The organism is Sphingorhabdus sp. SMR4y, assembly GCF_002218195.1.
In the GTDB taxonomy this organism is placed as follows: Bacteria; Pseudomonadota; Alphaproteobacteria; order Sphingomonadales; family Sphingomonadaceae; genus Parasphingorhabdus.
The window spans coordinates 1,950,931-1,972,524 of the sequence record NZ_CP022336.1 but is presented as its reverse complement, the minus strand read 5'-3'; the positions used below and the strand labels follow the sequence as shown (position 1 = coordinate 1,972,524).

General features: G+C 59.6%; 24 protein-coding genes. 19 read left to right on the top strand and 5 right to left on the bottom strand.

Going from position 1 to position 21,594, the window contains the following annotated elements:
- The first annotated feature begins 33 nt into the window (after positions 1-33).
- On the top strand, positions 34-423 hold the full coding sequence (locus tag SPHFLASMR4Y_RS09415) for a GxxExxY protein (protein ID WP_089133310.1): 390 nt from the start codon (positions 34-36) through the stop codon (positions 421-423).
- Positions 424-558: 135 nt separating this feature from the next.
- On the opposite strand, the gene SPHFLASMR4Y_RS09410 is transcribed toward SPHFLASMR4Y_RS09415, so the two are convergent.
- The gene (locus SPHFLASMR4Y_RS09410) at positions 559-1,743 is read right to left on the bottom strand and encodes an acyltransferase family protein (protein WP_089133309.1); all 1,185 of its coding nucleotides are present in this window, start codon (positions 1,741-1,743) and stop codon (positions 559-561) included.
- 103 nt (positions 1,744-1,846) lie between these two features.
- Here SPHFLASMR4Y_RS09410 and SPHFLASMR4Y_RS09405 point away from each other — a divergent pair, with 103 nt between their 5' ends.
- The 17 genes from SPHFLASMR4Y_RS09405 to SPHFLASMR4Y_RS09325 all read left to right on the top strand — a co-directional run bounded on the left by SPHFLASMR4Y_RS09405 (position 1,847) and on the right by SPHFLASMR4Y_RS09325 (position 17,648).
- Positions 1,847-2,662: a LytR/AlgR family response regulator transcription factor gene (locus SPHFLASMR4Y_RS09405; protein ID WP_145955511.1), complete on the top strand. Its 816-nt coding sequence runs from the start codon at positions 1,847-1,849 to the stop codon at positions 2,660-2,662.
- Positions 2,663-3,060: 398 nt separating this feature from the next.
- On the top strand, positions 3,061-3,207 hold the full coding sequence (locus tag SPHFLASMR4Y_RS17145; RefSeq protein WP_186265907.1) for a hypothetical protein: 147 nt from the start codon (positions 3,061-3,063) through the stop codon (positions 3,205-3,207).
- A gap of 171 nt (positions 3,208-3,378) precedes the next feature.
- Positions 3,379-4,944, top strand: coding sequence for a class I adenylate-forming enzyme family protein (locus tag SPHFLASMR4Y_RS09400; protein ID WP_089133307.1), 1,566 nt, complete (start codon positions 3,379-3,381; stop codon positions 4,942-4,944).
- A 30-nt stretch (positions 4,945-4,974) separates the two neighbouring features.
- Positions 4,975-5,673, top strand: a complete 699-nt coding sequence (locus tag SPHFLASMR4Y_RS09395; RefSeq protein WP_260806928.1) for a ZIP family metal transporter — start codon at positions 4,975-4,977, stop codon at positions 5,671-5,673.
- Between the two features lie 75 nt (positions 5,674-5,748).
- Entirely contained in the window at positions 5,749-7,320 is a 1,572-nt protein-coding gene (guaA, locus tag SPHFLASMR4Y_RS09390; protein WP_089133305.1) for a glutamine-hydrolyzing GMP synthase, read from the top strand.
- A 274-nt stretch (positions 7,321-7,594) separates the two neighbouring features.
- Positions 7,595-7,903, top strand: a complete 309-nt coding sequence (locus SPHFLASMR4Y_RS09385) for a GIY-YIG nuclease family protein (protein WP_313906729.1) — start codon at positions 7,595-7,597, stop codon at positions 7,901-7,903.
- Positions 7,904-8,168: 265 nt separating this feature from the next.
- Positions 8,169-9,176 (top strand): zinc-dependent alcohol dehydrogenase family protein, encoded by a 1,008-nt coding sequence (locus SPHFLASMR4Y_RS09380; protein WP_089133304.1) that lies wholly within the window; start codon positions 8,169-8,171, stop codon positions 9,174-9,176.
- A gap of 146 nt (positions 9,177-9,322) precedes the next feature.
- Complete coding sequence (gene nth, locus SPHFLASMR4Y_RS09370; RefSeq protein WP_089133302.1) at positions 9,323-10,033, top strand: endonuclease III domain-containing protein; 711 nt, start codon at positions 9,323-9,325, stop codon at positions 10,031-10,033.
- A gap of 195 nt (positions 10,034-10,228) precedes the next feature.
- A complete protein-coding gene (locus SPHFLASMR4Y_RS09365; RefSeq protein ID WP_089133301.1) occupies positions 10,229-10,597 on the top strand; it encodes an ArsC family reductase in 369 nt (122 codons plus the stop codon).
- Complete coding sequence (locus SPHFLASMR4Y_RS09360; RefSeq protein ID WP_089133300.1) at positions 10,597-11,148, top strand: metal-dependent hydrolase; 552 nt, start codon at positions 10,597-10,599, stop codon at positions 11,146-11,148. The genes SPHFLASMR4Y_RS09365 and SPHFLASMR4Y_RS09360 overlap by 1 nt, the downstream gene beginning before the upstream one ends.
- A complete protein-coding gene (locus SPHFLASMR4Y_RS09355; RefSeq protein ID WP_089133299.1) occupies positions 11,118-11,399 on the top strand; it encodes a DUF427 domain-containing protein in 282 nt (93 codons plus the stop codon). Before SPHFLASMR4Y_RS09360 ends, SPHFLASMR4Y_RS09355 begins: the two co-directional genes overlap by 31 nt.
- A gap of 83 nt (positions 11,400-11,482) precedes the next feature.
- Positions 11,483-12,487: a glycerophosphodiester phosphodiesterase gene (locus SPHFLASMR4Y_RS09350; RefSeq protein ID WP_222102919.1), complete on the top strand. Its 1,005-nt coding sequence runs from the start codon at positions 11,483-11,485 to the stop codon at positions 12,485-12,487.
- Between the two features lie 72 nt (positions 12,488-12,559).
- Positions 12,560-13,432 (top strand): 3-methyl-2-oxobutanoate hydroxymethyltransferase, encoded by an 873-nt coding sequence (gene panB, locus SPHFLASMR4Y_RS09345; RefSeq protein WP_089133297.1) that lies wholly within the window; start codon positions 12,560-12,562, stop codon positions 13,430-13,432.
- A 157-nt stretch (positions 13,433-13,589) separates the two neighbouring features.
- Complete coding sequence (locus SPHFLASMR4Y_RS09340; protein ID WP_260806927.1) at positions 13,590-14,360, top strand: tetratricopeptide repeat protein; 771 nt, start codon at positions 13,590-13,592, stop codon at positions 14,358-14,360.
- Positions 14,357-15,691 carry a PQQ-binding-like beta-propeller repeat protein gene (locus SPHFLASMR4Y_RS09335; RefSeq protein WP_089133296.1) on the top strand — a complete coding sequence of 445 codons (1,335 nt, stop codon included), beginning with the start codon at positions 14,357-14,359 and terminating at the stop codon, positions 15,689-15,691. Before SPHFLASMR4Y_RS09340 ends, SPHFLASMR4Y_RS09335 begins: the two co-directional genes overlap by 4 nt.
- Before the next feature lie 31 nt (positions 15,692-15,722).
- Entirely contained in the window at positions 15,723-17,114 is a 1,392-nt protein-coding gene (gene der / locus SPHFLASMR4Y_RS09330; RefSeq protein WP_089133295.1) for a ribosome biogenesis GTPase Der, read from the top strand.
- A 120-nt stretch (positions 17,115-17,234) separates the two neighbouring features.
- Positions 17,235-17,648 (top strand): Hpt domain-containing protein, encoded by a 414-nt coding sequence (locus SPHFLASMR4Y_RS09325; RefSeq protein ID WP_089133294.1) that lies wholly within the window; start codon positions 17,235-17,237, stop codon positions 17,646-17,648.
- A 16-nt stretch (positions 17,649-17,664) separates the two neighbouring features.
- Here the strand turns inward: SPHFLASMR4Y_RS09325 and bfr are convergent, their stop codons facing one another.
- On the bottom strand, positions 17,665-18,141 hold the full coding sequence (bfr, locus tag SPHFLASMR4Y_RS09320) for a bacterioferritin (protein ID WP_089133293.1): 477 nt from the start codon (positions 18,139-18,141) through the stop codon (positions 17,665-17,667).
- A gap of 121 nt (positions 18,142-18,262) precedes the next feature.
- Positions 18,263-18,433, bottom strand: coding sequence for a bacterioferritin-associated ferredoxin (locus SPHFLASMR4Y_RS09315; protein WP_089134801.1), 171 nt, complete (start codon positions 18,431-18,433; stop codon positions 18,263-18,265).
- A 129-nt stretch (positions 18,434-18,562) separates the two neighbouring features.
- Between SPHFLASMR4Y_RS09315 and SPHFLASMR4Y_RS09310 the strand changes: the two genes are divergently transcribed.
- On the top strand, positions 18,563-19,462 hold the full coding sequence (locus SPHFLASMR4Y_RS09310; protein WP_145955510.1) for a hypothetical protein: 900 nt from the start codon (positions 18,563-18,565) through the stop codon (positions 19,460-19,462).
- Here SPHFLASMR4Y_RS09310 and SPHFLASMR4Y_RS09305 read toward each other — a convergent pair.
- Both SPHFLASMR4Y_RS09305 and SPHFLASMR4Y_RS09300 read right to left on the bottom strand, forming a co-directional pair.
- The gene (locus SPHFLASMR4Y_RS09305; RefSeq protein ID WP_089133291.1) at positions 19,457-20,701 is read right to left on the bottom strand and encodes a DUF418 domain-containing protein; all 1,245 of its coding nucleotides are present in this window, start codon (positions 20,699-20,701) and stop codon (positions 19,457-19,459) included. The genes SPHFLASMR4Y_RS09310 and SPHFLASMR4Y_RS09305 overlap by 6 nt on opposite strands.
- A gap of 112 nt (positions 20,702-20,813) precedes the next feature.
- Positions 20,814-21,488: a nitroreductase family protein gene (locus tag SPHFLASMR4Y_RS09300; RefSeq protein ID WP_089133290.1), complete on the bottom strand. Its 675-nt coding sequence runs from the start codon at positions 21,486-21,488 to the stop codon at positions 20,814-20,816.
- Positions 21,489-21,594: the final 106 nt, after the last annotated feature.

The following is a 21,594-nucleotide window of genomic DNA, read 5'->3' as shown; positions in this document are numbered from 1 at the left end:
ACGCGAAGACGCTAAGGCGCAAAGAGGTGGTCCTTGGGGCAGCAACTTGAATATTTGGCGACCGTCGCCATTGACTGCGGGTTCCGGATTCACGAGGATCTGGGGCCGGGGTTGCTGGAAACGGTTTATGATCGCCTTTTGGCCAGAAGTATCGAGCGCCGTGGTTTGAAAATTGACCGGCAAAAGCCGGTCGATATCCGGTTCGACGGATTAGTGATCAAAGATGCCTTTCGCTACGACCTTATTGTCGAAGGCAAGCTTCTGATCGAACTCAAATCCTCAGAAAACATGATGCCGATTCACGGGAAGCAACTATTGACCTACCTGAGGCTCATGCATCTCCCGCTCGGTCTGCTGATGAATTTTGGCGCGCCAACGTTCAAACTGGGCCTCCGGCGTATCGTCAATAATTACCACTCTTAGCGTCTTAGCGTCTTCGCGTGAAAAATTTCTTGAATGACGGCCCGTGCAAGAGCGGCTGGGTCGAGAGTATCTATGTCAAGCTGGTGGCGGGCTAGGATCTAGCGACCGAAGAAAGCCGCTGTGGCGGCATGCGCGTTAATTCTGGCCTCGGCGCTCGGGTCGCGTTCCGAGCACGGGTGACAAGCCAATCCAGATGCGCAGCATCGGCACCCGTCGTCCCAGATCATAGAAGAGCCAGCATCCGGCCAAAGTGATGGCCACCAGCAGCGGTGCTTCCATGGCGAGCGGGAGCTGCATTTCGTCGAGATAATGGCCGGCGACGACGATGATCGTCTGGTGAATCAGATAGAAAGGGAAAATGGCTTGCGTCAATATCCGGCGCACAGGCCCGTCATTGCCGCGCAGATGGTGGTGAGCGAAGCCGATTGCCGCGATGATTGCGCACCAGGCATCGAGTTCCCGCACGCTGCGCATGGTCAGGCGTAGCCATTCCGGCGGACGGGTTTCGGCATAGGCGTCAAAATAGACGACGAGCGCTGCCCAGCAGGCCAGGGCGAGAGCCAAAACGATCCAGCGCAATTGGACGCAGCGATTAAAGAAGCCCTGATTTTTGGCGATGGCAAAGCCGAACAGGAAGATGGCGAAATAGAGCGCATGCAAATACCAGTCCGTGCGGAAATCGTGGCTTTCCCCGAATATCGGAAACAGGGTCAGGCGCAGTGCGGTCAGGTAGAGCCACGGCAACAGGATCAGCCATGGCCCCTCGATCAGGGCGTTCAGCGCAGCAGGGGCCCGGCGCAGCAGTGGCAAGATCAGCAGCAGCACCAGCGTATAAAGGATGAGATAGGCGACAAACCACATATGGTTGTAGGTCGGCGTTATCAGGCAGCCCTCGGCATCGCACCAATTGCCCGAGCCGGTGACATATTTGCCGTAGAAATTGTCGAGCCAGCCGGCAGGGTTCGGGCCCAGCCCGTCGGCGACCTGCAGCGCCTCGACAATCTCGAAATAGGATTGCGGCGGGACGATCACGAACATCGCCAGCAGCAGCGGCGGCCACAGCCGTCCCATGCGGTTGGCAAGGAAATTCCCGAGGGTCATCTTGTCGGCCATGAACCGGCTGGCGGCGCCTGCGATCAGGAACAGCAAGCTCAGCCGCCACGGGCTGGTCAGCATCATAAGGGGTTCGATGGCGGTACTGGCAAAACGCGATTTCACGTGCCAGTCCCAGGACACGTAAAACATCCCGCAATGGTAGAATATCAGCAGACCAAAGGCGATGATGCGAAGCCAGTCGAGGTCGAAGCGGCGGTCGGTCATGGGGGCGATGTCTCCTTCTCCGCCGGATTGTTGCGCGGTTCTGGCCAGCGGCCTATAGCTATGCCGCACGAGGCGGGGAGCGGGGACGAACGGGAATGCTGTGGTGACCAACGGCGATAAAGCAGGGACCAACGGCAGACCGCGGGGCGAATGGCACCCGTGGCTGGCAATCCTGTTTGCTGCTATGGTGCTGTTGTTCGTCAACGCCACCTCGGGCATCATGGAGGGTGCTGGCGATCACTGGACTGAACCGATATTGTGGGAGGTGACCAGCGCGATCATCATCGTCGCGCTCGCTCCGCTGGTCGGTCGTGCAATGCAAAGATGGCCGTTTCGAGAAGGCAATTTGCCGGGCTTCCTCATTATCCACTTCGGTCTGACCATTCCTTTCGCCATGGTCCATATCGGCTTCATCTTCGTTACCCGCGAAATCGCCTATCAGGCGTACGGCGCGCGCTATGGTTTCTTCGACGACGGCGTTGCGATCACATTGCTCTATGAATGGCGCAAGGATGTATTGGTTTATGCCGCGATCGCGGCGACCTACTGGACCTTCAACTATATTGCCGAGCGCAATCGCGCGGCGACATCGCCGCCGGCCGACGACCGGATCAGGCTGCAGGATGGCGGTGCATCCCTGTATCTCGCGCCGGACGATATCAGTCATGTCGAAGCCGCCGGCAATTATGTCGAGTTCCATGCCGGGGAGCAATCCCATCTGGTCCGCGGGACGCTGGCGTCCTGGGAAGAGCGCCTAGTCGCGCACGGCTTTGTCCGCGTCCACCGGTCGCGTCTGGTCAATCGCAGCAAGATCATAGCGCTGACGCCGACGCGATCCGGTGATTTTGCTATAGCGCTGCTGGACGGACGCACGGTTGCGGGCAGCCGGCGATATCGGGCCGGGCTGAGCGAGAGCTGATCCACCGGAATGACCTGCCTCCGGTGCATGCATCTTCGGCTTGGTCCGTTGATGAATTTTTGGCGCGCCAGCATTCGAACAGGGTCTTTGGCTTATCGTCAATGCGTAAAATCCTTGGCGCCTTTGGGTCTTCGCGCGATCAATTTTCTCTACCGCGATGAAGGCGTGCGCCGCAGGATAGGAACAGGGTGACGGCTTGCCAAACGCACCATCATGATGGGGGAACCACGGCAGGCGGTGCGGGTGAGAGGGCCTATGACAGCAGATTGGCAGGCTATCGCGCAAATCTGAAATTGACTATCTTTTCCTGATGCTTAGGAGTGCGAATATGTGGATATGCCAGATTCAAAATTTGTGCCCCCGCACATGATGATAACAAATTTAAAGGAAGCGTCGAAATGAATAGGAATGAAGCAAAAACGCACGAAGCGACAATGAAAAGAGCGTATGAAAAGCCAGTCGTCGTTCTCCTCGATATCCAGGAATCGGAAGGCAAGGTTTATAACGCTACCGAATCAGCGGGTGATTTCGCCGGACCAAGTTGACTGGTTCCCTCTCCAGCAGCCAGGCGTCTTTTTTCCCTCGCCGCCATTGCGAGCCGTATCAATGTTTCGCACCTTCGTGTCTTCGCGCGATCAGTTTTCTGCCCCTGTTCGATAAGCCAACCGGCAGGATAGCCATTGCATTTCAAGCCGATATGCGGAATTAATCGCTCGATGAAACATATCGATCCCGCCCGCTATCTCGAGCAGCCCTTTGGCCAGCTCGCCGATCTGATCAATGCCCATGCGGTCAACCAGCCCGAGCGGATCGCGCTGGATGACAGCGCGGAAAAGCTGAGCTGGGCGGAGACGGCGGCGCTGGTCAACCGGATTGCGGCGCAGTTGCAGGCGGACGGGCTGCAGAAGGGCCAGGCGGTTGCGATTCTCGGCACGACCACGGTGCGTTATGCGCTGGCCTATCTTGGCGCGATAGTGGCGGGTGGTTGCGCGGCGCCGCTGACCACTTCGGCGACCCCTACGCAACTGGCGAACATGATGCGCGACAGCGGCGCGATGCATCTGTTCATCGACAACGCCAAGCGGGCGGAGCTGCTGGAGAGCGGCGAGGCCTTGCCCGCGCTGAAACATGTCATGCTCGATCGGGCGGTGGACGACGCGCCGATGATCTTTGACTGGATGGCAGAGGAAGGCGCGATGCCGGCCGATCCGGAGGTGGGGCCGAAAGACCCCTATAATATCATCTATTCCAGCGGCACCACCGGAACGCCGAAGGGCATTGTCCACAGCCGCCAGATGCGCTGGTATCACGCGGCCGTCGGAGAGGCCACCGGTTACGGCAAGCCCGGGCAGGTCACCCTGCTGTCGACGCCTCTTTATTCGAACACGACGCTGGCCCTGTTCACTCCGACTATCGCCTATGGCGGGACGATTGTCCTGATGGGCAAGTTCGACTGCCAGCGCTGGCTGGAACTGGCGCAGGCGCACCGCGCCAGCCACACGATGCTGGTGCCGGTGCAATATCAGCGGCTGATGGATTTTGACGGCTTCGACGATTATGATCTGGGCAGCCTGACCCATAAATATTGCACCAGCGCGCCCTTCTCGGCGGAGCTGAAGGCGGAAGTGCTGAAGCGCATGCCCGGCGGGTTGATCGAGATCTACTCGATGACCGAAGGCGGTGTGGTTTGCATCCTGCTTTGCCACGAGCATCCCGACAAGCTGCATACGGTCGGTATCGCCTGGGGCGGCAGCGAGGTGATCACGGTAGATGAACAGCTCAATCGGCTGCCCGCGGGCGAAATGGGCGAGCTGGTCGGCCGGTCGCAGACGATGATGTCGGGCTACAAGAACCAGCCGGAGAAAACCGAGGAAGCCAGCTGGTATGACGAAAATGGCGACCGCTGGCAGCGGATGGGCGATATCGGCAAGGTCGACGCGGACGGTTTCATCACGCTGATGGGCCGGACCAAGGACATGATCATTTCCGGCGGATTCAATATCTATCCGCGCGATCTGGAAGAAGCGCTGATGGCGCAGTGGGGCGTCGCGGATGCGGCGGTGATCGGGGTGGCCTCGCGGCAATGGGGCGAGACGCCGGTCGGTTTTGTCGTCGCCGAGGCCGGGGTGACACTCGATCCGGAAGCGCTGAAGGCGGCGACCAATGCCACTCTCGGCAAGACCCAGAGGCTCTCCGAGCTGCGCCTGATCGACGAACTGCCGCGCAGCCATATCGGCAAGATTTTGAAGACCGAACTGCGGGACATGGTCGGGGAAACCTAATTTGCGGAAGGGCGTTGTCAGGCCATGTTGATGACCTTTGTTGTAGTGGCGATTGTTTCAGCGGCGCTGATCGCGGGCGCGCTCTGGGGTATTTACGGCAAATTATCGCGCCAGACCGAAGGCTTTGTCATCGCCCTGGCCGGTGGCGCGCTGGTGGTGTCGCTGGTCAGCGAGCTGATCCAGCCGGCCATTGCGCAAAGCAGTCTCTGGGTCGCGCTGGGTTCGGTCGCGGCGGGGGCGGTTGTGTTTTCCGTTGTCGACTACTGGATCGACGAAAAATGGGGCGCGGAAGGCGGCGGTGGCCTGCTGGCCGCGATCACGCTCGACGGGGTGCCGGAGAATCTGGCGCTCGGTGTGGCGCTGATCGGGGCGGCACCGGTGGAAGTGGCGGCGCTGGCCGGATCGATCCTGCTGTCCAATCTGCCGGAAGCCGCCGGCGGGGCCAAGCAGATGGTCGGCAACGGCCTGTCGAAGGGCAAGACGCTGGGGCTGTGGGCGCTGACCGCGCTGATCCTGTCGGCGGCGGCGGTGATCGGAAATTTTGCCATGGAAGGCGTGTCGCCGCATGTGCTGGCCGCGACCCGCTGTTTTGCCGCCGGGGCGGTGGTTGCCTCGCTGGCGACCGAGGTTTTTCCCAAGGCCTATAAGGAGGATCATCATATGGCCGGCGTCGCGACCGCAATCGGGGTGATCCTTGCGGTCTTTCTCGGACAGCTTACGACGGCCTGAGGCGGGGCTGAATTTGCGGCGACGGGCGACAAAGGCACTGGACTCAAAAGGGGCGGCCCACTAAGCGGCTAAGCCATGTCCATAGCCCATGAAGAAACCATCCTGATCGTCGATTTCGGCTCTCAGGTCACGCAGCTTATCGCCCGCCGGGTGCGCGAGGCGGGAGTCTATTCGGAGATCGCTCCGTTCCACATGGCCGAGGAGGCCTTTCACCGGCTGAAACCGAAGGGGATCATCCTCTCCGGTTCGCCCGCCGGGGTGCCGGACGAAGGCAGCCCGCGTGCGCCGGAGGTGATTTTCGAGAGCGGCCTGCCGATTCTTGGCATCTGCTATGGCCAGCAGGTGATGACCCATCAGCTCGGCGGCACGGTGGAATCGGGTTCCGGCGGTGACTTTGGCGGCGAATTCGGTCGCGCCTTTATCGAGATCAGCGAAGAATGCGTCTTGTTCGACGGTCTGTGGCAGGTTGGCGAGAAGCATCAGGTGTGGATGAGCCACGGCGACAAGGTCACCGAATTCGCGCCCGGCTTCCGGATCGTCGCGACCACCGAGGGCGCGCCCTTCGCGCTGATCGCTGACGACGAGCGGCGCTATTATGGCACCCAGTTCCACCCCGAAGTGGTGCACACGCCCGACGGCGGCAAGATGATCGGCAATTTCGTCCGCCATGTCTGCGGCTGTGCCGGCGACTGGACGATGGCCGAATATAAGGACGCCAAGATCGCCGAAATCCGCGAGCAGGTCGGCGACAAGAAAGTGATCTGCGGCCTGTCCGGTGGCGTCGACAGCTCCGTGGCGGCGATCCTGATCCACGAAGCGATCGGCGACCAGCTGACCTGTGTCTTTGTCGACCACGGCCTGTTGCGGATGAACGAGCGCGAGCAGGTCGAGACCCTGTTCCGCGACCATTATAATATCCCGCTGGTGGTGGTCGATGCCGAGGCGCGCTTCATGAAGGGGCTGGCCGGCGTGACCGACCCCGAGAAGAAGCGCAAATTCATCGGCGGCGAATTTATCGAGGTGTTCGACGAGGAAGCCGCCCGGGTCGGCGGCGCCGATTTCCTCGCCCAGGGTACGCTTTATCCCGATGTGATTGAATCGGTTTCCTTCACCGGCGGGCCGAGCGTGACGATCAAGTCGCACCATAATGTTGGTGGCTTGCCGGAACGTATGAACATGAAACTGGTCGAGCCGTTGCGCGAACTGTTCAAGGATGAAGTCCGCGATCTCGGCCGCGAGCTCGGGCTGAATGACCAGTTTGTCGGTCGTCATCCGTTCCCCGGTCCTGGCCTCGCGATCCGCATTCCCGGCGAAGTGACCAAGGAACGCTGCGATATCCTGCGCAAGGCCGACGCGATCTACCTTGAGGAAATCCGCAATGCGGGACTGTACGACGCGATCTGGCAGGCCTTTGCCGTGCTGCTGCCGGTCAAGACGGTCGGCGTGATGGGCGACAGCCGCACCTATGACAATGTCTGCGGCCTGCGCGCCGTCACCAGCACCGACGGCATGACCGCCGACGTCTACCCCTTCGACGCCAGCTTCCTGACCCGTGTCTCGACGCGGATCGTTAACGAGGTGAAGGGAATCAACCGGGTGGTTTATGATTATACCAGCAAGCCGCCGGGGACTATTGAGTGGGAGTGACGCGGTTAACAGCGGATGCGCGGGGCGCATTCGCCCGCGGCGCTCGGCATCGCACGATGTCGCATGGTGGTGAGTGATGGTCCGATTTAATAGCCGACGTGAGGAGGCGCTGAGCCAGTCACGGGCTTTTAGAACGGCGTGATGAAGAAAGCGCCAGCGTGATTGCTGCGGCCCTTCGACAGGCTCAGGACGAACAGGGTTTTTTAGCACTGCATTCTTAACAGTTGAGGCCAATCACCTCTCTCCCGTTCGTCCTGAGCTTGTCGAAGGACGGGTGCGCGCTATCGTGCGGCCATGGCATTCTGGACTTACATGCTTCAATGCGCGGACGGGCATTTTTGATGCCGGTCACAGCGATAATCTGGAAGCCCGTGTTGCCGCTCACCAGTCTGGCGCGTTTGGCGGATATACTTACAGCCGTCGCCCGGTTGCGCTGGTCTGGAGCGAAACTTTCGGAACGCGCGAAGAAGCTCTTGCCGCAGAGCGTCAGATCAAGGGCTGGTCGCGGGCGAAGAAGCGGGCTTTGATTGATGGAGACTGGGATTTGATATCCGAACTGGCTCGGTGTCGGTCGCGGGGATAGATTGTGCGAATTCGTACTTCGACAGGCTCAGCACGAACGGAGTATTGCGGTATTACGTCTTTCATTCTTGAGGCCAATCATCTCTCGTCCGTTCGTCCTGAGCTTGTCGAAGGACGGGTGCGCGCCATGCCAACCCAATCGCCCGCCTGCCGCACCATTTGCTCCTGTGCCAGTTCCAGCAACACCTCCGGCAGTTGTTGACCACCCGCCACCGCCATACTAGACCGCATTTTAATCGAACAATTAAAATCAGGAGAGACCCGCCATGAAAGCCATCCAACTCCACGCTCCCGCATCGCTCGACAATCTCAAGCTGGTCGACCTGCCGGAACCGGCAGCGCCCGGTCCCGGCGAAATCGCGGTGCGGTTGCGGGCGTCCAGCCTCAACTATCATGATTATGCGGTGGTCAAGGGGATGATCCCGACCGGCGAAAACCGCATCCCGATGTCCGATGGCGCCGGTGAGGTCACCGCGGTGGGCGAGGGGGTCAGCGAGTTCAAGGTCGGCGATCTGGTGGTCTCGACGTTCTTCCCCGAGTGGATCGACGGCGCGCCGCCCGAAGGCGGGTTCAAGCGGGTGCCCGGCGACGGGATTGACGGCTATGCGGTCGAGCAGGCGGTTGGCCCGACGACCTCGTGGACCCATGCGCCGAAAGGCTATAGCGCCGCCGAGGCCGCGACCCTGACCTGCGCGGGACTTACTGCCTGGCGCGCGCTGTTTGTCGATGGCTGCGTGAAACCGGGCGATAGGGTGCTGGTGCAGGGCACCGGCGGCGTGTCGATTTTTGCGTTGCAATTTGCCAAGGCGGCGGGCGCGACGGTGATCGCGACGTCTTCGTCCAATGACAAGCTGAAGCGACTGCAGGAGCTCGGTGCGGATCATCTGATCAATTACAAGCAAGTCGAAGCCTGGGGGCCAAAGGTGCTCGAACTTACCGGCGGCAAGGGCGTTGATTGCGTCGTCGAGATCGGTGGGCCGGGTACGCTCGACCAGTCGATGGTGGCAACCCGGATCGGTGGTCATATTGCCCTGATCGGCGTGCTCACCGGCTTTGCCGGGCCGGTGCAGACCGGCCTGCTGATGGGCAAGAACCTGCGCGTGCAGGGCCTGACCGTCGGCAGCCGCACGCAACAGCAGGACATGATCGCGGCGATTGAAGCCAATGGCCTGAAACCGGTGCTCGACAAATCCTTCCCGCTCGCCGATCTGGGCGATGCCTTCCGCCATCAGGAATCGGGGCAGCATTTCGGCAAGATCATTGTCGATATCTGATCCATGACGCGGCGACCGGTTTCTTCAAGGCGCTTCGCCATGATGCGCAGCCGGTTGTGACCATTGGTCGCCGGCTGGACTGACCGGTCGATGGCTGCGGGGCGCACAGTCTTGCTACCGGTCCTCAGCTCGGCCATATTCCGCGGATGCAACTCGACTCTGGTCCCGCTCACCGCACCGAGATTTTGCGCCGGATGCACGGCAGGCTGATCGAGCGGTTTGGCCGGGTGATGCCGGTCGACGATACGCGCCGCGACCCGATGTGGGTCCTGGTCCAGGGCGTAATCGGCGCGCGCGCGAAAACCGCGGTGTCCAACGCCAATACCGATCGATTGATCGCCGAATATGGATCGTGGGAGCGCGTTGCCGAGGCTCCTTTCGAGCAGTTGCGGGGTCTTCTGCAGACCGCCACTTTCCCGGCAATGGCGGCGGAGCGGCTCAAGGCCTGCCTCAACGAAATTATCGCGCGGTGCGGCAAGGCCAGCCTGGAGCATCTTGAACCGATGGAAACGGCCGAAGCGATGGATTGGCTGGAGACTTTGCCCGGGATTGCGCGCAAGATCAGCGCCGGGATCATGAACACCAGCCATTTCAATCGCCGGGCGCTGGTGCTCGATTCCGGCCACCGGCGCGTGGTGCAGCGGATGGGGCTGGTGCCGGCCAAGGCCGATACGACCCGGGCCTATGACGCGCTGATGCCGCTGATGCCGCCCGAATGGTCGGCGGAGGATCTGGACGAGCATCATCTGCTCGGCAAGCGTCTGGCCCAGACGATCTGCCGGCCGAAACGACCGGATTGTCTGTCCTGTCCGCTGCGCGCCGATTGCGAGACGGGGTCGGCAACGCTGTCGGGCTGACCGATGCGAAGACTGTCGACCGGACCGCGCGGCAACTGGAACACCACAGTTCCGATTGGGCCTTGCGCGACGGGCATTTCTGGCTAATTCAGTTCGGGAAGCGAATTTGCACTGCCCGGAGCCCGAAATGCGATCATTGACCGGTCGCTGACCTGGGTCTCTGGGTCAAGGTGCAGTAAAAACAGGATCAGTCCCATGAGCAACGAAACCAAAATGTACGGCATTTCCAATTGCGACACGATCAAAAAGGCGCGCAACTGGATGGAGAAAAACGGCATCAACTATGTCTTCCACGACTATAAAAAGTCGGGGATCAGCAAGGAAAAGCTGGAAATGTGGGTGATGCAGGTGGGCTGGGAAGCGCTGGTCAACAAGCGCGGCACCACTTTCCGCAAGCTGCCCGACATGGTGAAGGAAAATATCGGCGACGATACCGCGGTGATGGTGATGGCGGAAAATCCCAGCATGATCAAACGGCCGGTGCTGGAACATGGCGACGAGCTGGTCGTCGGTTTCAAGGCGTCGGATTATGAAGCAGCAGGTCTGACCGCGCGCAACAGCTGATGCCGACGGTCATGTCCCATGCCGCCGTGCCGCTTGCCGGCGCGTTGATATTGGGACGAAGCCGGCTGTCTGTGCCGGTGATCGCGACAGGTCTGTTATTTGCCATGCTGCCCGATGCCGATGTTGCCGGCTTTGGGTTTGGCATCGAATATGGAGACAGCTGGGGACATCGCGGCGCGACGCACAGTCTTCTTTTTGCTGCTGTTGCAGCGCTGTTTGCCACAGCCGTGCTGCGACCACAACGATATGGTCTGGTGGCGGCTTTCCTGTTTGTCTCGATGGCCTCGCACGGGTTGCTCGACATGTTCACCAATGGCGGGCTGGGCGTGGCGATCTATTGGCCGTTCGAAGCGTCACGCCATTTCGCTCCCTTTACCCCGATTGCCGTATCGCCGATCGGGATTTCCGATTTTATCAGTGGCCGTGGCATCAAAGTGTTATATTCCGAAGCTATCTGGGTTTGGATACCGCTGACACTGGTTGCCGTGGCAGCTTATGGTATCAGGAAAAGGACAGGCACATGGTTCAGGCAAAATGGAATGGCGCGGTGATCGCCGACAGTGACGATACGGTCGTAGTGGAAGGCAATCACTATTTTCCCCGCGATTCCGTCTGGTCGAAATATCTGATGTACAGCGATAGCACGAGCCATTGTCCCTGGAAGGGTGATGCCGCCTATCATAGCCTGATCGTCGAGGGCGAGATCAACGAGGATGCGGCCTGGTACTATCCGGCGCCCAAGGAAGCAGCTGCGGAAATTGCAGGACGGATCGCGTTCTGGAACGGTGTCGAGGTCGGCTAGGGATGCGCGTCCGGCTCGTCTTTCTGATGCTGTTTGCGCTGGCCGGATGCAGAGCAGGGGCGGAGTATGCGGGAGACGGGCCAATGAATGCAGCAACGTTGAACGGAGAGCCTCCGATCATCATTGCCCATCGCGGTGCCAGCGGCGAGCGACCCGAACATACGCTGGCCGCCTACCAGCTGGCGATCGACCAGGGCGCGGATTTTATCGAACCGGATCTGGTGTTGACCCGGGACGGCATTTTGGTGGCTCGGCATGAAAATGACATCAGCGCGACCAGCGATGTTGCCGACCGGCCGGAATTTGCCGGCCGCAGGACCGTCAAAACCATTGATGGCAGCCAGCATGACGGCTGGTTTACCGAAGATTTCACGCTTGCCGAGCTGAAGACATTGCGGGCCAGGGAACGGCTGCCCGACCTGCGGCCGGGCAATATGCAATATGATGGCCAGTACGAGATCCCGACCTTTGAAGAGGTGCTGCAACTGCTCGAAGCGCATGCGGCCAAGACGGGCAGGCGGATTGGCGTCTACCCGGAGACCAAGCATCCGAGCTATTTTGCAGCGCTGGGGCTGAACCATGACGAACCCTTGCTGAAACTGCTCCAGCAATATGGCTATGACGGAGCTGATGATCCGGTCTTCATCCAGTCGTTCGAAGTCGGCAATTTGCAGGTATTGAACGGCAAGACCGGTGTCCGGCTGGTGCAGCTGGTGGCGAGCGAGGGCGGGCCACCGGACATGGCCGGGCAAAGCTATGCGGCCATGATCACGGCGGCGGGATTGAAGGACATGGCCCGCTATGCCGACGGGATCGGACCATCCAAGGATATGGTGATCGGTCGCAATGCCATCGGCCGGCTGGGCGCGCCGACCGGACTGGTCGAGGCCGCGCACAAGGCCGGCCTTGCAGTGCATCCCTGGACCTTTCGTCGTGAAAATTATTTTCTGCCGACCGATTTCAAGAGCGGCATCGATCCGCGCGATACGGGCGATCTCGCGGGTGAAATCCGGGCCTATATCGCTACGGGGATCGACGGATTGTTCAGCGACAATCCCGCGCAGGCGGTGACAGCCGCCAGGCGATAACCGCTAAGCTGGCCTTATGCGCCGGCGTCGCTTATTGAGGCCATTCTATCAACGATACTGTTTAGGATTGCCATGTCCACAACCTTCAAACTCGATACCTCGACCAGTCGCGCCAACCCCCGGCCACAGCCGATGCGGCGTTTGTCCGTACCGAAAATCCAGGGCCGCAAGGTCGACGGGGTGACAGCAGAGCCGGTGGTCATGCTGACCGCCTATACCGCGCGGACGGCGCAATTGCTCGACGCGCATTGCGATATGCTGCTGGTCGGCGATTCGCTGGCCCAGGTGATCTATGGCCTGGATTCCACCATTCCGGTCACGCTCGAGATGATGTGCAACCATGGGGCGGCGGTGGTCCGGGGCAGCTATCACAGCGTCGTTGTCGTCGACATGCCCTTCGGTTCCTATGAATCCTCGCCGGAAAAAGCCTATGAAAGCGCTGCGCGCATCTTGAAGGAAACCGGTGCGGCTGCGGTCAAGCTTGAAGGCGGTGAAGTGATGGCTGAGACCGTGGCGTTTCTCGTCCAACGCGGCATTCCGGTGGTTGGCCATGTCGGCCTGACGCCCCAGGCGATCAATGTGCTGGGCGGCTATGCCGCGCGCGGGCGCAGCGATGCCGAGGCGAAGAAGATTGTCGGCGACGCGGTGGCCCTCGACAAGGCCGGGGCCTTTGCGATTGTGCTGGAAGGCGTGCTCGAGCCCATCGCAATCGAGGCGACCAGGGCGGTCAATGCGATCACCATCGGCATCGGCGCCTCCGCGCAATGCGATGGCCAGGTGCTGGTCACCGAGGATATGCTGGGCATGTTCGACCGTACCGCCCGCTTTGTGAAACGCTATCACAATATTGCCGAACAAATTGACCAGGCTGCCGAGCAATATGCCGGAGAGGTCAGGGAACGCGCCTTTCCGGGGGCGGATCAACTCTATCAACCGAAAAAATAGCGATATTTCTCTGATGCAGCCGATCCGCCGTTCAGCCTGTGGAAATGGTCAATAGACTTTTACATTTGCTATTGCGGACGCTAAAGGACAGCCGATTGCATAATGCCTTCGTCTGACCGGCGAACGGGATACGCGAAACAGATTTGAGGAAGCCAGCTTGGCCAAAGACAAAGATAAAGCCCCGGAAGAGAAGCCGGACCAGCAAGAACAGGTGTTTCTGCGGGAAGTCGACGAAGCGGTGCGCGAGGACCAGCTGAAGACGATCGTCACCCGTTACGGAATCTGGATTTTTGCCGCTATTGTCATCGGTCTGGGCGCGCTGGCCGGCTGGATTTTCTGGCAGAATAGCCAGAATGAAGATTCGGGTCTGCGCAGCGAGGAATATGTCGCGGCCATCGACAGCATTCGCCAGAATAATCTGGACGGAGCCGCGACCGCGCTCGAACCGTTGATGGAAGCGGAACAGAGCGGCTATCGCGCCGCGGCGCAGCTGTTGCAGGCTAATATCGCGCTGGAAAAAAATGATCCGAAAAAGGCGATTGCCGGCTATGCCAAGATTGTCGCTGACGACAGTCTGCCGAAGCCGTTTCGTGATCTTGCCCTGATCCGCCAGACGACTGCTGAATTCGACACGCTCAAGCCGCAGCAGGTGATCGACCGGCTGAAGCCGCTTGCGGTTCCGGGCAATGCCTGGTTCGGCAGCGCCGGCGAAATGGTCGCGATATCCTATCTGAATCTGAACAAGTCGGATCTGGCGGGGCCGCTTTTTGCCCAGCTGGCCAAGGACGATGGCGTTCCGGCAACGATCCGGTCGCGTGCTTTGCAGATGGCCGGCGTCGAGGGCATTGACGCTGTCGAACCGGACAGCGATGATAATAAGGCTGCACCGCCAACCGTGGTAGCGACTGAGGGAGAATCCAAGGAATGATTTCCGGTAAGACACTGACCGCAAGCCTGCTGGCTCTTTCACTGCTGTCCGGCTGCAGCATTTTGGGCGGCGGCGATGGCGAGAGCAAGAAGAATACGCCGACGATCGGCAAGCGCACGCCGATATTGAGTGGTGAAACCGGCGCGGAAGTCGACCCCGGCCTGGCGTCGATTGCCGTGATCCTGCCTGCGCCTGCCGCCAACAGCGAATGGGCACAGTCGGGCGGCAACGCAAGCAAATCAATCGGTCATGTAGCCTTGCCGGGCAGCCTTGACCGGGTCTGGACCGCGAGCATCAGCGGAACCAACAAGCGGGAACGGCTGGCGGCGGCACCGGTGATATCCGGTGGACGACTGTTCGTCACCGACACCGAAGCAATGGTTCATGCCTTTGATGCTGCAACCGGTTCGAAAATCTGGTCCTCGCAGATCGAGGTGAAGGGCGACGGCGCCTCTTCACGGTTCGGTGGCGGAACCAGTGTTCTGGGCGATGTCGTATATGCAACCAACGGCGTGGGCGATGTAGTCGCGCTCAATGCGGCCGACGGCAGCCAGATATGGAAAGTGCGTCCGGCCGGACCGCTGCGCGGATCGCCAACGATTTCCAACGGCAATGTCTATGTGATGACGCAGGACAACCAGATCTATGCGCTCAGCATGGTTGACGGGTCGGTGCAATGGAATGAAGCGGGCACGGTCGGCCTCGCGGGCATTTTCGGCGTTGCCGCGCCGGCTGCCGGACAGGGTACGGTCGTTGCCGGCTATTCCTCAGGCGAGCTGACCGCCTACCGCTATGAAAATGGCCGTAATCTCTGGAACGACGCGCTCGCGCGCACGAGCATTTCGACATCGGTTGCGACTTTGTCCGATATCGATGCCGATCCGGTGATCGACCGTGGCCGCGTCTTCGCGCTGGGACAGGGCGGTCGCATGGCTGCTTATGAACTGGTTACGGGCCAGCGGATCTGGGAGCTGAACATTGCCGGTATTACCACACCTGTGGTCGCTGGCGAATGGGTGTTCGTGCTGACCGATGACGCAAAATTGCTGTGTATCGCCAGACCGAATGGCAAGGTTCGCTGGATCAGCCAGCTCGCCGCCTTCAAGAACGAGAAAAAGAAGAAAAACCCGATCACCTGGACCGGACCGATATTGGCCGGTAATCGTCTGATCGTGGCCAGCACCGAAGGCGATGTCGTTTCGATATCGCCGGGTGAGGGATCGAGCCAGACGCTGTTTGAACTGGATGACGGCGTTTCGCTGCCGCCAGTCGTTGCGGGTGGCATGCTATATATTCTCGACGACAGCGGCCGAATTTCCGCGTTCCGCTGAGGATCAGAACCAAAGGACAGGGACCGGCTCCATGCTGCCCAATATCGCTATTATCGGCCGACCGAATGTCGGCAAATCAACCCTGTTCAACCGTCTGGTTGGCAAGAAGCTGGCGCTTGTCGATGATACGCCGGGGGTGACGCGCGACCGACGCGAAGGCGCGGCCAACCTGCTGGGGCTCGAGTTTAATGTCATTGATACGGCGGGTTATGAGGATGAAGATCCGAAAAGCCTTCCCGGCCGGATGCGCAAGCAGACCGAACTCGCGGTTGCCGGCGCGGAGTTGGCTTTGTTCGTGATCGATGGCCGGGCTGGCCTGACCCCGCTCGACGAGGAAATCGCCCGCTGGCTGAGAAGCGCGAAAACACCGGTCGTTCTGCTGGTCAACAAGGCCGAGGGCAAAGCGGCGGAAGCCGGCATATTGGAAAGCTATTCCCTCGGGTTCGGCGATCCGATTCCGTTCAGCGCCGAACATGGCGACGGCATCGCCGACCTGTTTCAGGCGATCCAGCCCTATGTTGAGAATTTCAAGGCGGCTGCCGCCGAAGAGCCGACCGATGAATCGGCGCCGCTGAAACTGGCCATCGTCGGACGTCCCAATGCGGGCAAGTCGACCCTGATAAACAAGATGCTGGATGAGGACCGCATGATCACCGGTCCGGAAGCCGGGATCACGCGCGACAGCATTACCGTCGACTGGGTCTGGCACGACGATGCCCTGACCGAGGAAGAAAAGCTGGATGGTATAGAACCGGACCGGCAAGTGCGGCTGATCGACACCGCCGGCATGCGCAAAAAGGCCAAGGTCAATGACAAGCTCGAGAAGCTTGCCGTGGCAGACGCGCGCCATGCAGTCGACTTTGCCGAAGTAGTGGTGCTTTTGCTCGACGCGACCAAGGGGCTGGAAGCGCAGGACCTGCGGATCGCCGATCATGCGATCCAGGAAGGCCGCTGTCTGGTCATCGGGATCAACAAATGGGATGTCGCCGAAGGGCCGAGCAAATTGTTCAACGGCATCCGTGCAGCGCTTGATGATGGTCTTGCGCAGGTCCGCGATGTGCCGCTGATTGCGGTTTCGGCCTTTACCGGCAAGGGGATCGACCAGTTGATGAAGGCTGCTTTCAAGGCCCGGCGGATCTGGTCGCAGCGGGTTTCAACCGGCAAGCTGAACCGCTGGTTCGAGGACGCGATTACCGAAAATCCGCCGCCGGCACCCGGCGGGAAGCGGATCAAATTGCGCTATATCACCCAGGCCAAGACGCGGCCGCCATCTTTTGTGATTTTCGGGACGCGGGTCGACGATTTGCCGGAAAGCTATCGCCGCTATCTGGTTAACGGTATCCGTCGCGAGTTGGGCTTTGGCGGGGTTCCGGTGCGACTGATCATCCGCGCCCCCAAAAACCCCTATCATGACAAAGCCTGAATTCACTGCAATCTGGTGAAGAGTTCGCAAAATTGCGGCACCCGGTAACAAAGTTTTTACAGGTTTTGGCCTAGGTTCGGTAAGGTTAGCGTATTTTCGCTATAGTTCCGGGAGCGTTCGGTGGAGCCAGTCGAAAGCGAATTGATTGATTGGAAGGTCTGGGCCGATACCCGTGCGGCTCTGGGGCCTCATTTTGTCCGGCTGCTGGGCTATTTTCAGGAAGACGGCTTCCAGTCTGTCGACAAGATCGAAGAGGCGATGCGCGCCAATGATCCGGCGGCCATGGTGCTTGCGGCACACAAGCTGAAAGGCGAGGCGCTGCAACTGGGCGGACTGAAGCTCGGCATTGCGGCGGAAACAATCGAAATGACCGCCCGTGCGTGCGTCGAGCATCACGAGACGCCGGACGAGCTTATCGAGCTGGTGGTGGCGCTACGGCCGATGTTCGAGGATACTCTGGCGATATTGGGCAGGGGGACCAGTCCGCTGGTCCAGCAACGCCAGCCGACCGGCTTTGGTCGCCGGGTCGGCTGACATCATAGCTGCGGGTCTATTCGACCGGTTTGGACTGCAGCTGGATATAATTTTCAATTCCCATCCGTTCGATCATGTCGAACTGCTGTTCGAGGGAATCGACATGATCTTCCTCGCTCTCGAGAATTTCGGCGAACAGGTCGCGGCTGACATAGTCGCGCACGCTCTCGCAATGCTCGATGGCATTTTTGAGCATCGGCAGCGCTTCATATTCCAGCTCCAGATCGGCCTTGAGGATTTCTTCCACGGTTTCTCCGATTTTCAGTCGACCCAGTAGCTGGAAGTTGGGCAGGCCATCGAGGAAGAAAATCCGCTCCGCCAATTTGTCCGCGTGCTTCATTTCGTCGATCGATTCGTGCCGTTCGAATTCGGCCAATTTGGTCACGCCCCAATTGTCGAGCATGCGATAGTGCAGCCAGTATTGGTTGATGGCCGTGAGTTCGTTTTTCAACGCTTCGTTGAGAAACTCGATGACTTTTGTATCGCCCTTCATGGCAGAGTCCTTCCCTTCTGTCAGTGGATCAATCGGGAATCTCTATACAGGATAGGGCTGCCATGCGAAAGGGCAGTCTTGTGAAAAACGTAATTATTTCAATGATTTGATAACGAGAATGCTAAGCGGTCGCAACTTCGGACTTGATAATGGTTTGCGCGAAGGCGAGGCATTGTCCACATTTCGGCTTGCGCCCCAGCTGGGCATAAACCTGGGAAGGCCTGTCGGCACCGCTGCGCACGGCGGCTCTCAGGTCTTTTTCCTTAATCGCATTACAGACGCAAACAACCATTTCGGTTCCTCTCTGCGAATCATATATCGCTAATGAGAATAGATAGCAATAGCAAAAATCGATCGATATTATATTTCCATGCCGGAGAAAATGGTTAAACCGGTTCAACGCGGGAGGAAGAGGCTTGTGATGTGTAGAATTTGGGGTGCCATTGTCCCCGTGATTTTGTTGCTGGCGATAGCGCCGGCCAGTGCAGCCGGCGTGCCCGATCTCTCACAGCCCGGGATCGAAAGTGCATATGCGACAGATGTGGCCGTTTCCCGGCATTCTCCGGTCGCAGAATTTTGGCAGCTCGTGCAAAGCGAGCTCGCCGGAGACCTGCAAGAGTTGCAGGAATCGATCAAAATCGAACTTGCCGCAGCATTGGAGCCGACGGGAGAAGCGGAAGCCGACTGGAATATCAGGGGCATGGACCTCGTCGCCCATATCGAGTCGCTTCCAGGGGGCGTTGCTGGCAATGCTGTTTTAACCTTGGGGGAAACGCCCTCGCTGGAATTTTTCGGGAAAATCCCCGCCGATATTCTTGCCGATTGGGATTATGTTCAATCGGGTCCGAAAGCGGTCAGTCCGCTGGCGGCCGATGGCGGGGTTTTCGTTGCCATCAGTCCAAGCCATCTGCTTTTTCTGGCGGACGACGAAATACGGACCGGCAATGCCAGTTGCATGACACATCCGATAGAAAATGCAGCGGATCATGTGACGGTCTATCGCTATTCCGGGACGCCTTTTGATCCGGACAGCGATGCCTCTCTCGAAGCAGAGGCGGAAGCGGTCGTGATGCACAGCGTGGTGGGCGGTCTCGGTTCGCCGGTCATCTGCTCGGTATATCGCCAGGATGAAGAAGGCCGCTTGCTCCACTTTGCCTATTTGCCCGATGGACGACCGCTGGGGCTGATGGATGATGATCAGGAGCAACTGGAAATCGTGTCCGGGTTCAACCTATATCAGCAACTGAACGCCAATTATGTCAGCGGGTTCGGTGACGATGAACCGCCGGAGGCTGCAGAAGAAGCCCGGGACGATTTATAAGAGGCGCATCGGTTGCGCCTGTTGCCGCGCGAGGCTGCGCCATAGCCATTCCAGCGGTCCGTAGCGATAGCGTGTCAGCCAGGCTTGCGACCAGAGCAGCATGAGAAGCCAGGCAAGCGCCACGAACAGATATAATTCTGCTCGTCCGACCGATCCGTATAATCCCAGCCCCCATCCGTAAAAGATGAAGGTCATCAGCAGGCTGGTACCGAGATAATTGCTGAAAGCAGCGCGCCCGACGGCCGCGATCCGCATGATCCATGATGTGCCCCGGAATGTCCGGATCAGCCGGATCAGCAATGCGGTATAGCCGATGGTCATCAGCATTTGCGAGGGCCAGTTCCATGCATAGCTGGCATTGACCATCCGCAATATTTCGAAACCACCGGCGATAAGATAAAGCGCGATGGCGGCTACTATGGCGGCTCCGGAGATGGTAAGCCGGATACCCCAGGAACGATATTGTTCCAAGGTCCACTGGCCGGTGATGAAGCCGTTTTTATACAGCGCCATGCCGATCATCATCAGCGGCAGCGTCTCCGCCAGATTATAGGCCAGCAGAACCAGTGGTCCGAACGGGTCGTTCCGGACCTTGTCGAGCAATATCGAAACGAAGCCGGATTGATGAAGCGCGATATCGGCGGTGATGGCAGCCGGACCGCTATCAAAACCGGCGATGATCGTCGCGACATTGTCGATCGAGCCGGCGCTGGCTCCGGGCAAGCCGGCCTGATATTGCTGAAACAGCAGGCTGCCGAACATCAAGGTATAGCCGAGAAATCCGAGCGTGAAGATGAGCAGGGCGCGGCGGATCAGATCATCGGCGGTCAGGTCCCGCAGGAAATAGGCGATGCAGCCAACGGCGGCGTAGAGGAACAATATGTCGCCGGCCCAGAGCAGAAAGAAATGCGCCAGACCGAAAAATGCCAGCCAGATCATGCGGGAAAAATGTACTTTCGCCGGATCGTCGCCATTGCCCCGGGCCCGCTCGATCACCAGCATCATGCTTGCGCCGAACAAGAGGGTGAAAAGGCCGCGCATCTTGCCGTCGACGAAAATATAGGACAGCGCCCAGACGATGGTGTCGGGCAGATCGGTACCGCCGTAAACCGCCGGGCTGACATAGGCCATTTCCGGCATCGCGAAGCCGACGATATTCATCAGCAAAATGCCCATCACGGCAAAACCGCGCAAGGCGTCGAGTTCGAGATAGCGGGGCGAGGAAGGGGTGGTGCTCATCTGCGCGCCGTTCGTCCCGAGCTTGTCGAAGGACCGGGATAAGCAGAACCCGCTGCTACCGGCTGTCCTTCGACAGGCTCAGCACGAACGATATTTGGGGATCGCAATTCTTTCACAGCCAGCTGGCGATCTGGTCCAGCGGCTTCTTGATCGTCGCGTGGACGGGGATCGTCGCATCGGGGGCGGGTTTTCCGACCACCAGGACCATCATCGGTTTTTCATGGCTCGGGCGGTCGCACAGCTGATTGAGAAATTTCATCGGATTGGGCGTGTGGGTGAGCGTGGCAAGACCGGCGTCGTGCAGCGCGGTGATCAGCGTGCCGGTCGCGATGCCGACGCTTTCGTTGACATAATAATTCTGCTTGCTCTCGCCCGGATTCATGCCGCCCTTGCGCTGGCCAAAGATCACGATGAGATAGGGGGCGATCTCGAGAAACGGCTTGTCGGCATCGGTGCCGAGGGGCGCCAGCGCTTCCAGCCATTCGTCGCTGCCCTTGCTTGCGTAAAAGGCGCGCTCCTCTTCCTCGGCGGCGATACGCAGGGCTTTCTTCTTCTCCGCTGTCTCGATCACGGCGAAATGCCAGGGCTGGTGATTGGCGCCATTGGGCGCGGTGCCGGCGGCAAGAATCGCATTCTCGATCACCGCACGGGGAACCGCTTCGTCGCTGAAATAGCGGCAGGTCCGCCGGGTCCTGATCGCTTCGTAAAAGGCGCGGGACCGCGCGATGCGTTCGGCGTCGGAATAGTCCGGCAGCTGGGTATAGGGCAGGGTGTCATGCGGCTTCATTTACATCTCCCGCGATCAGGACGCGTCAGGGTCATGGGCTGCACAGCAGATAGCGGAGCCGGCGCTTTCGGGAAAGCCACTATCCTCTATTGACATAGATGTTAGT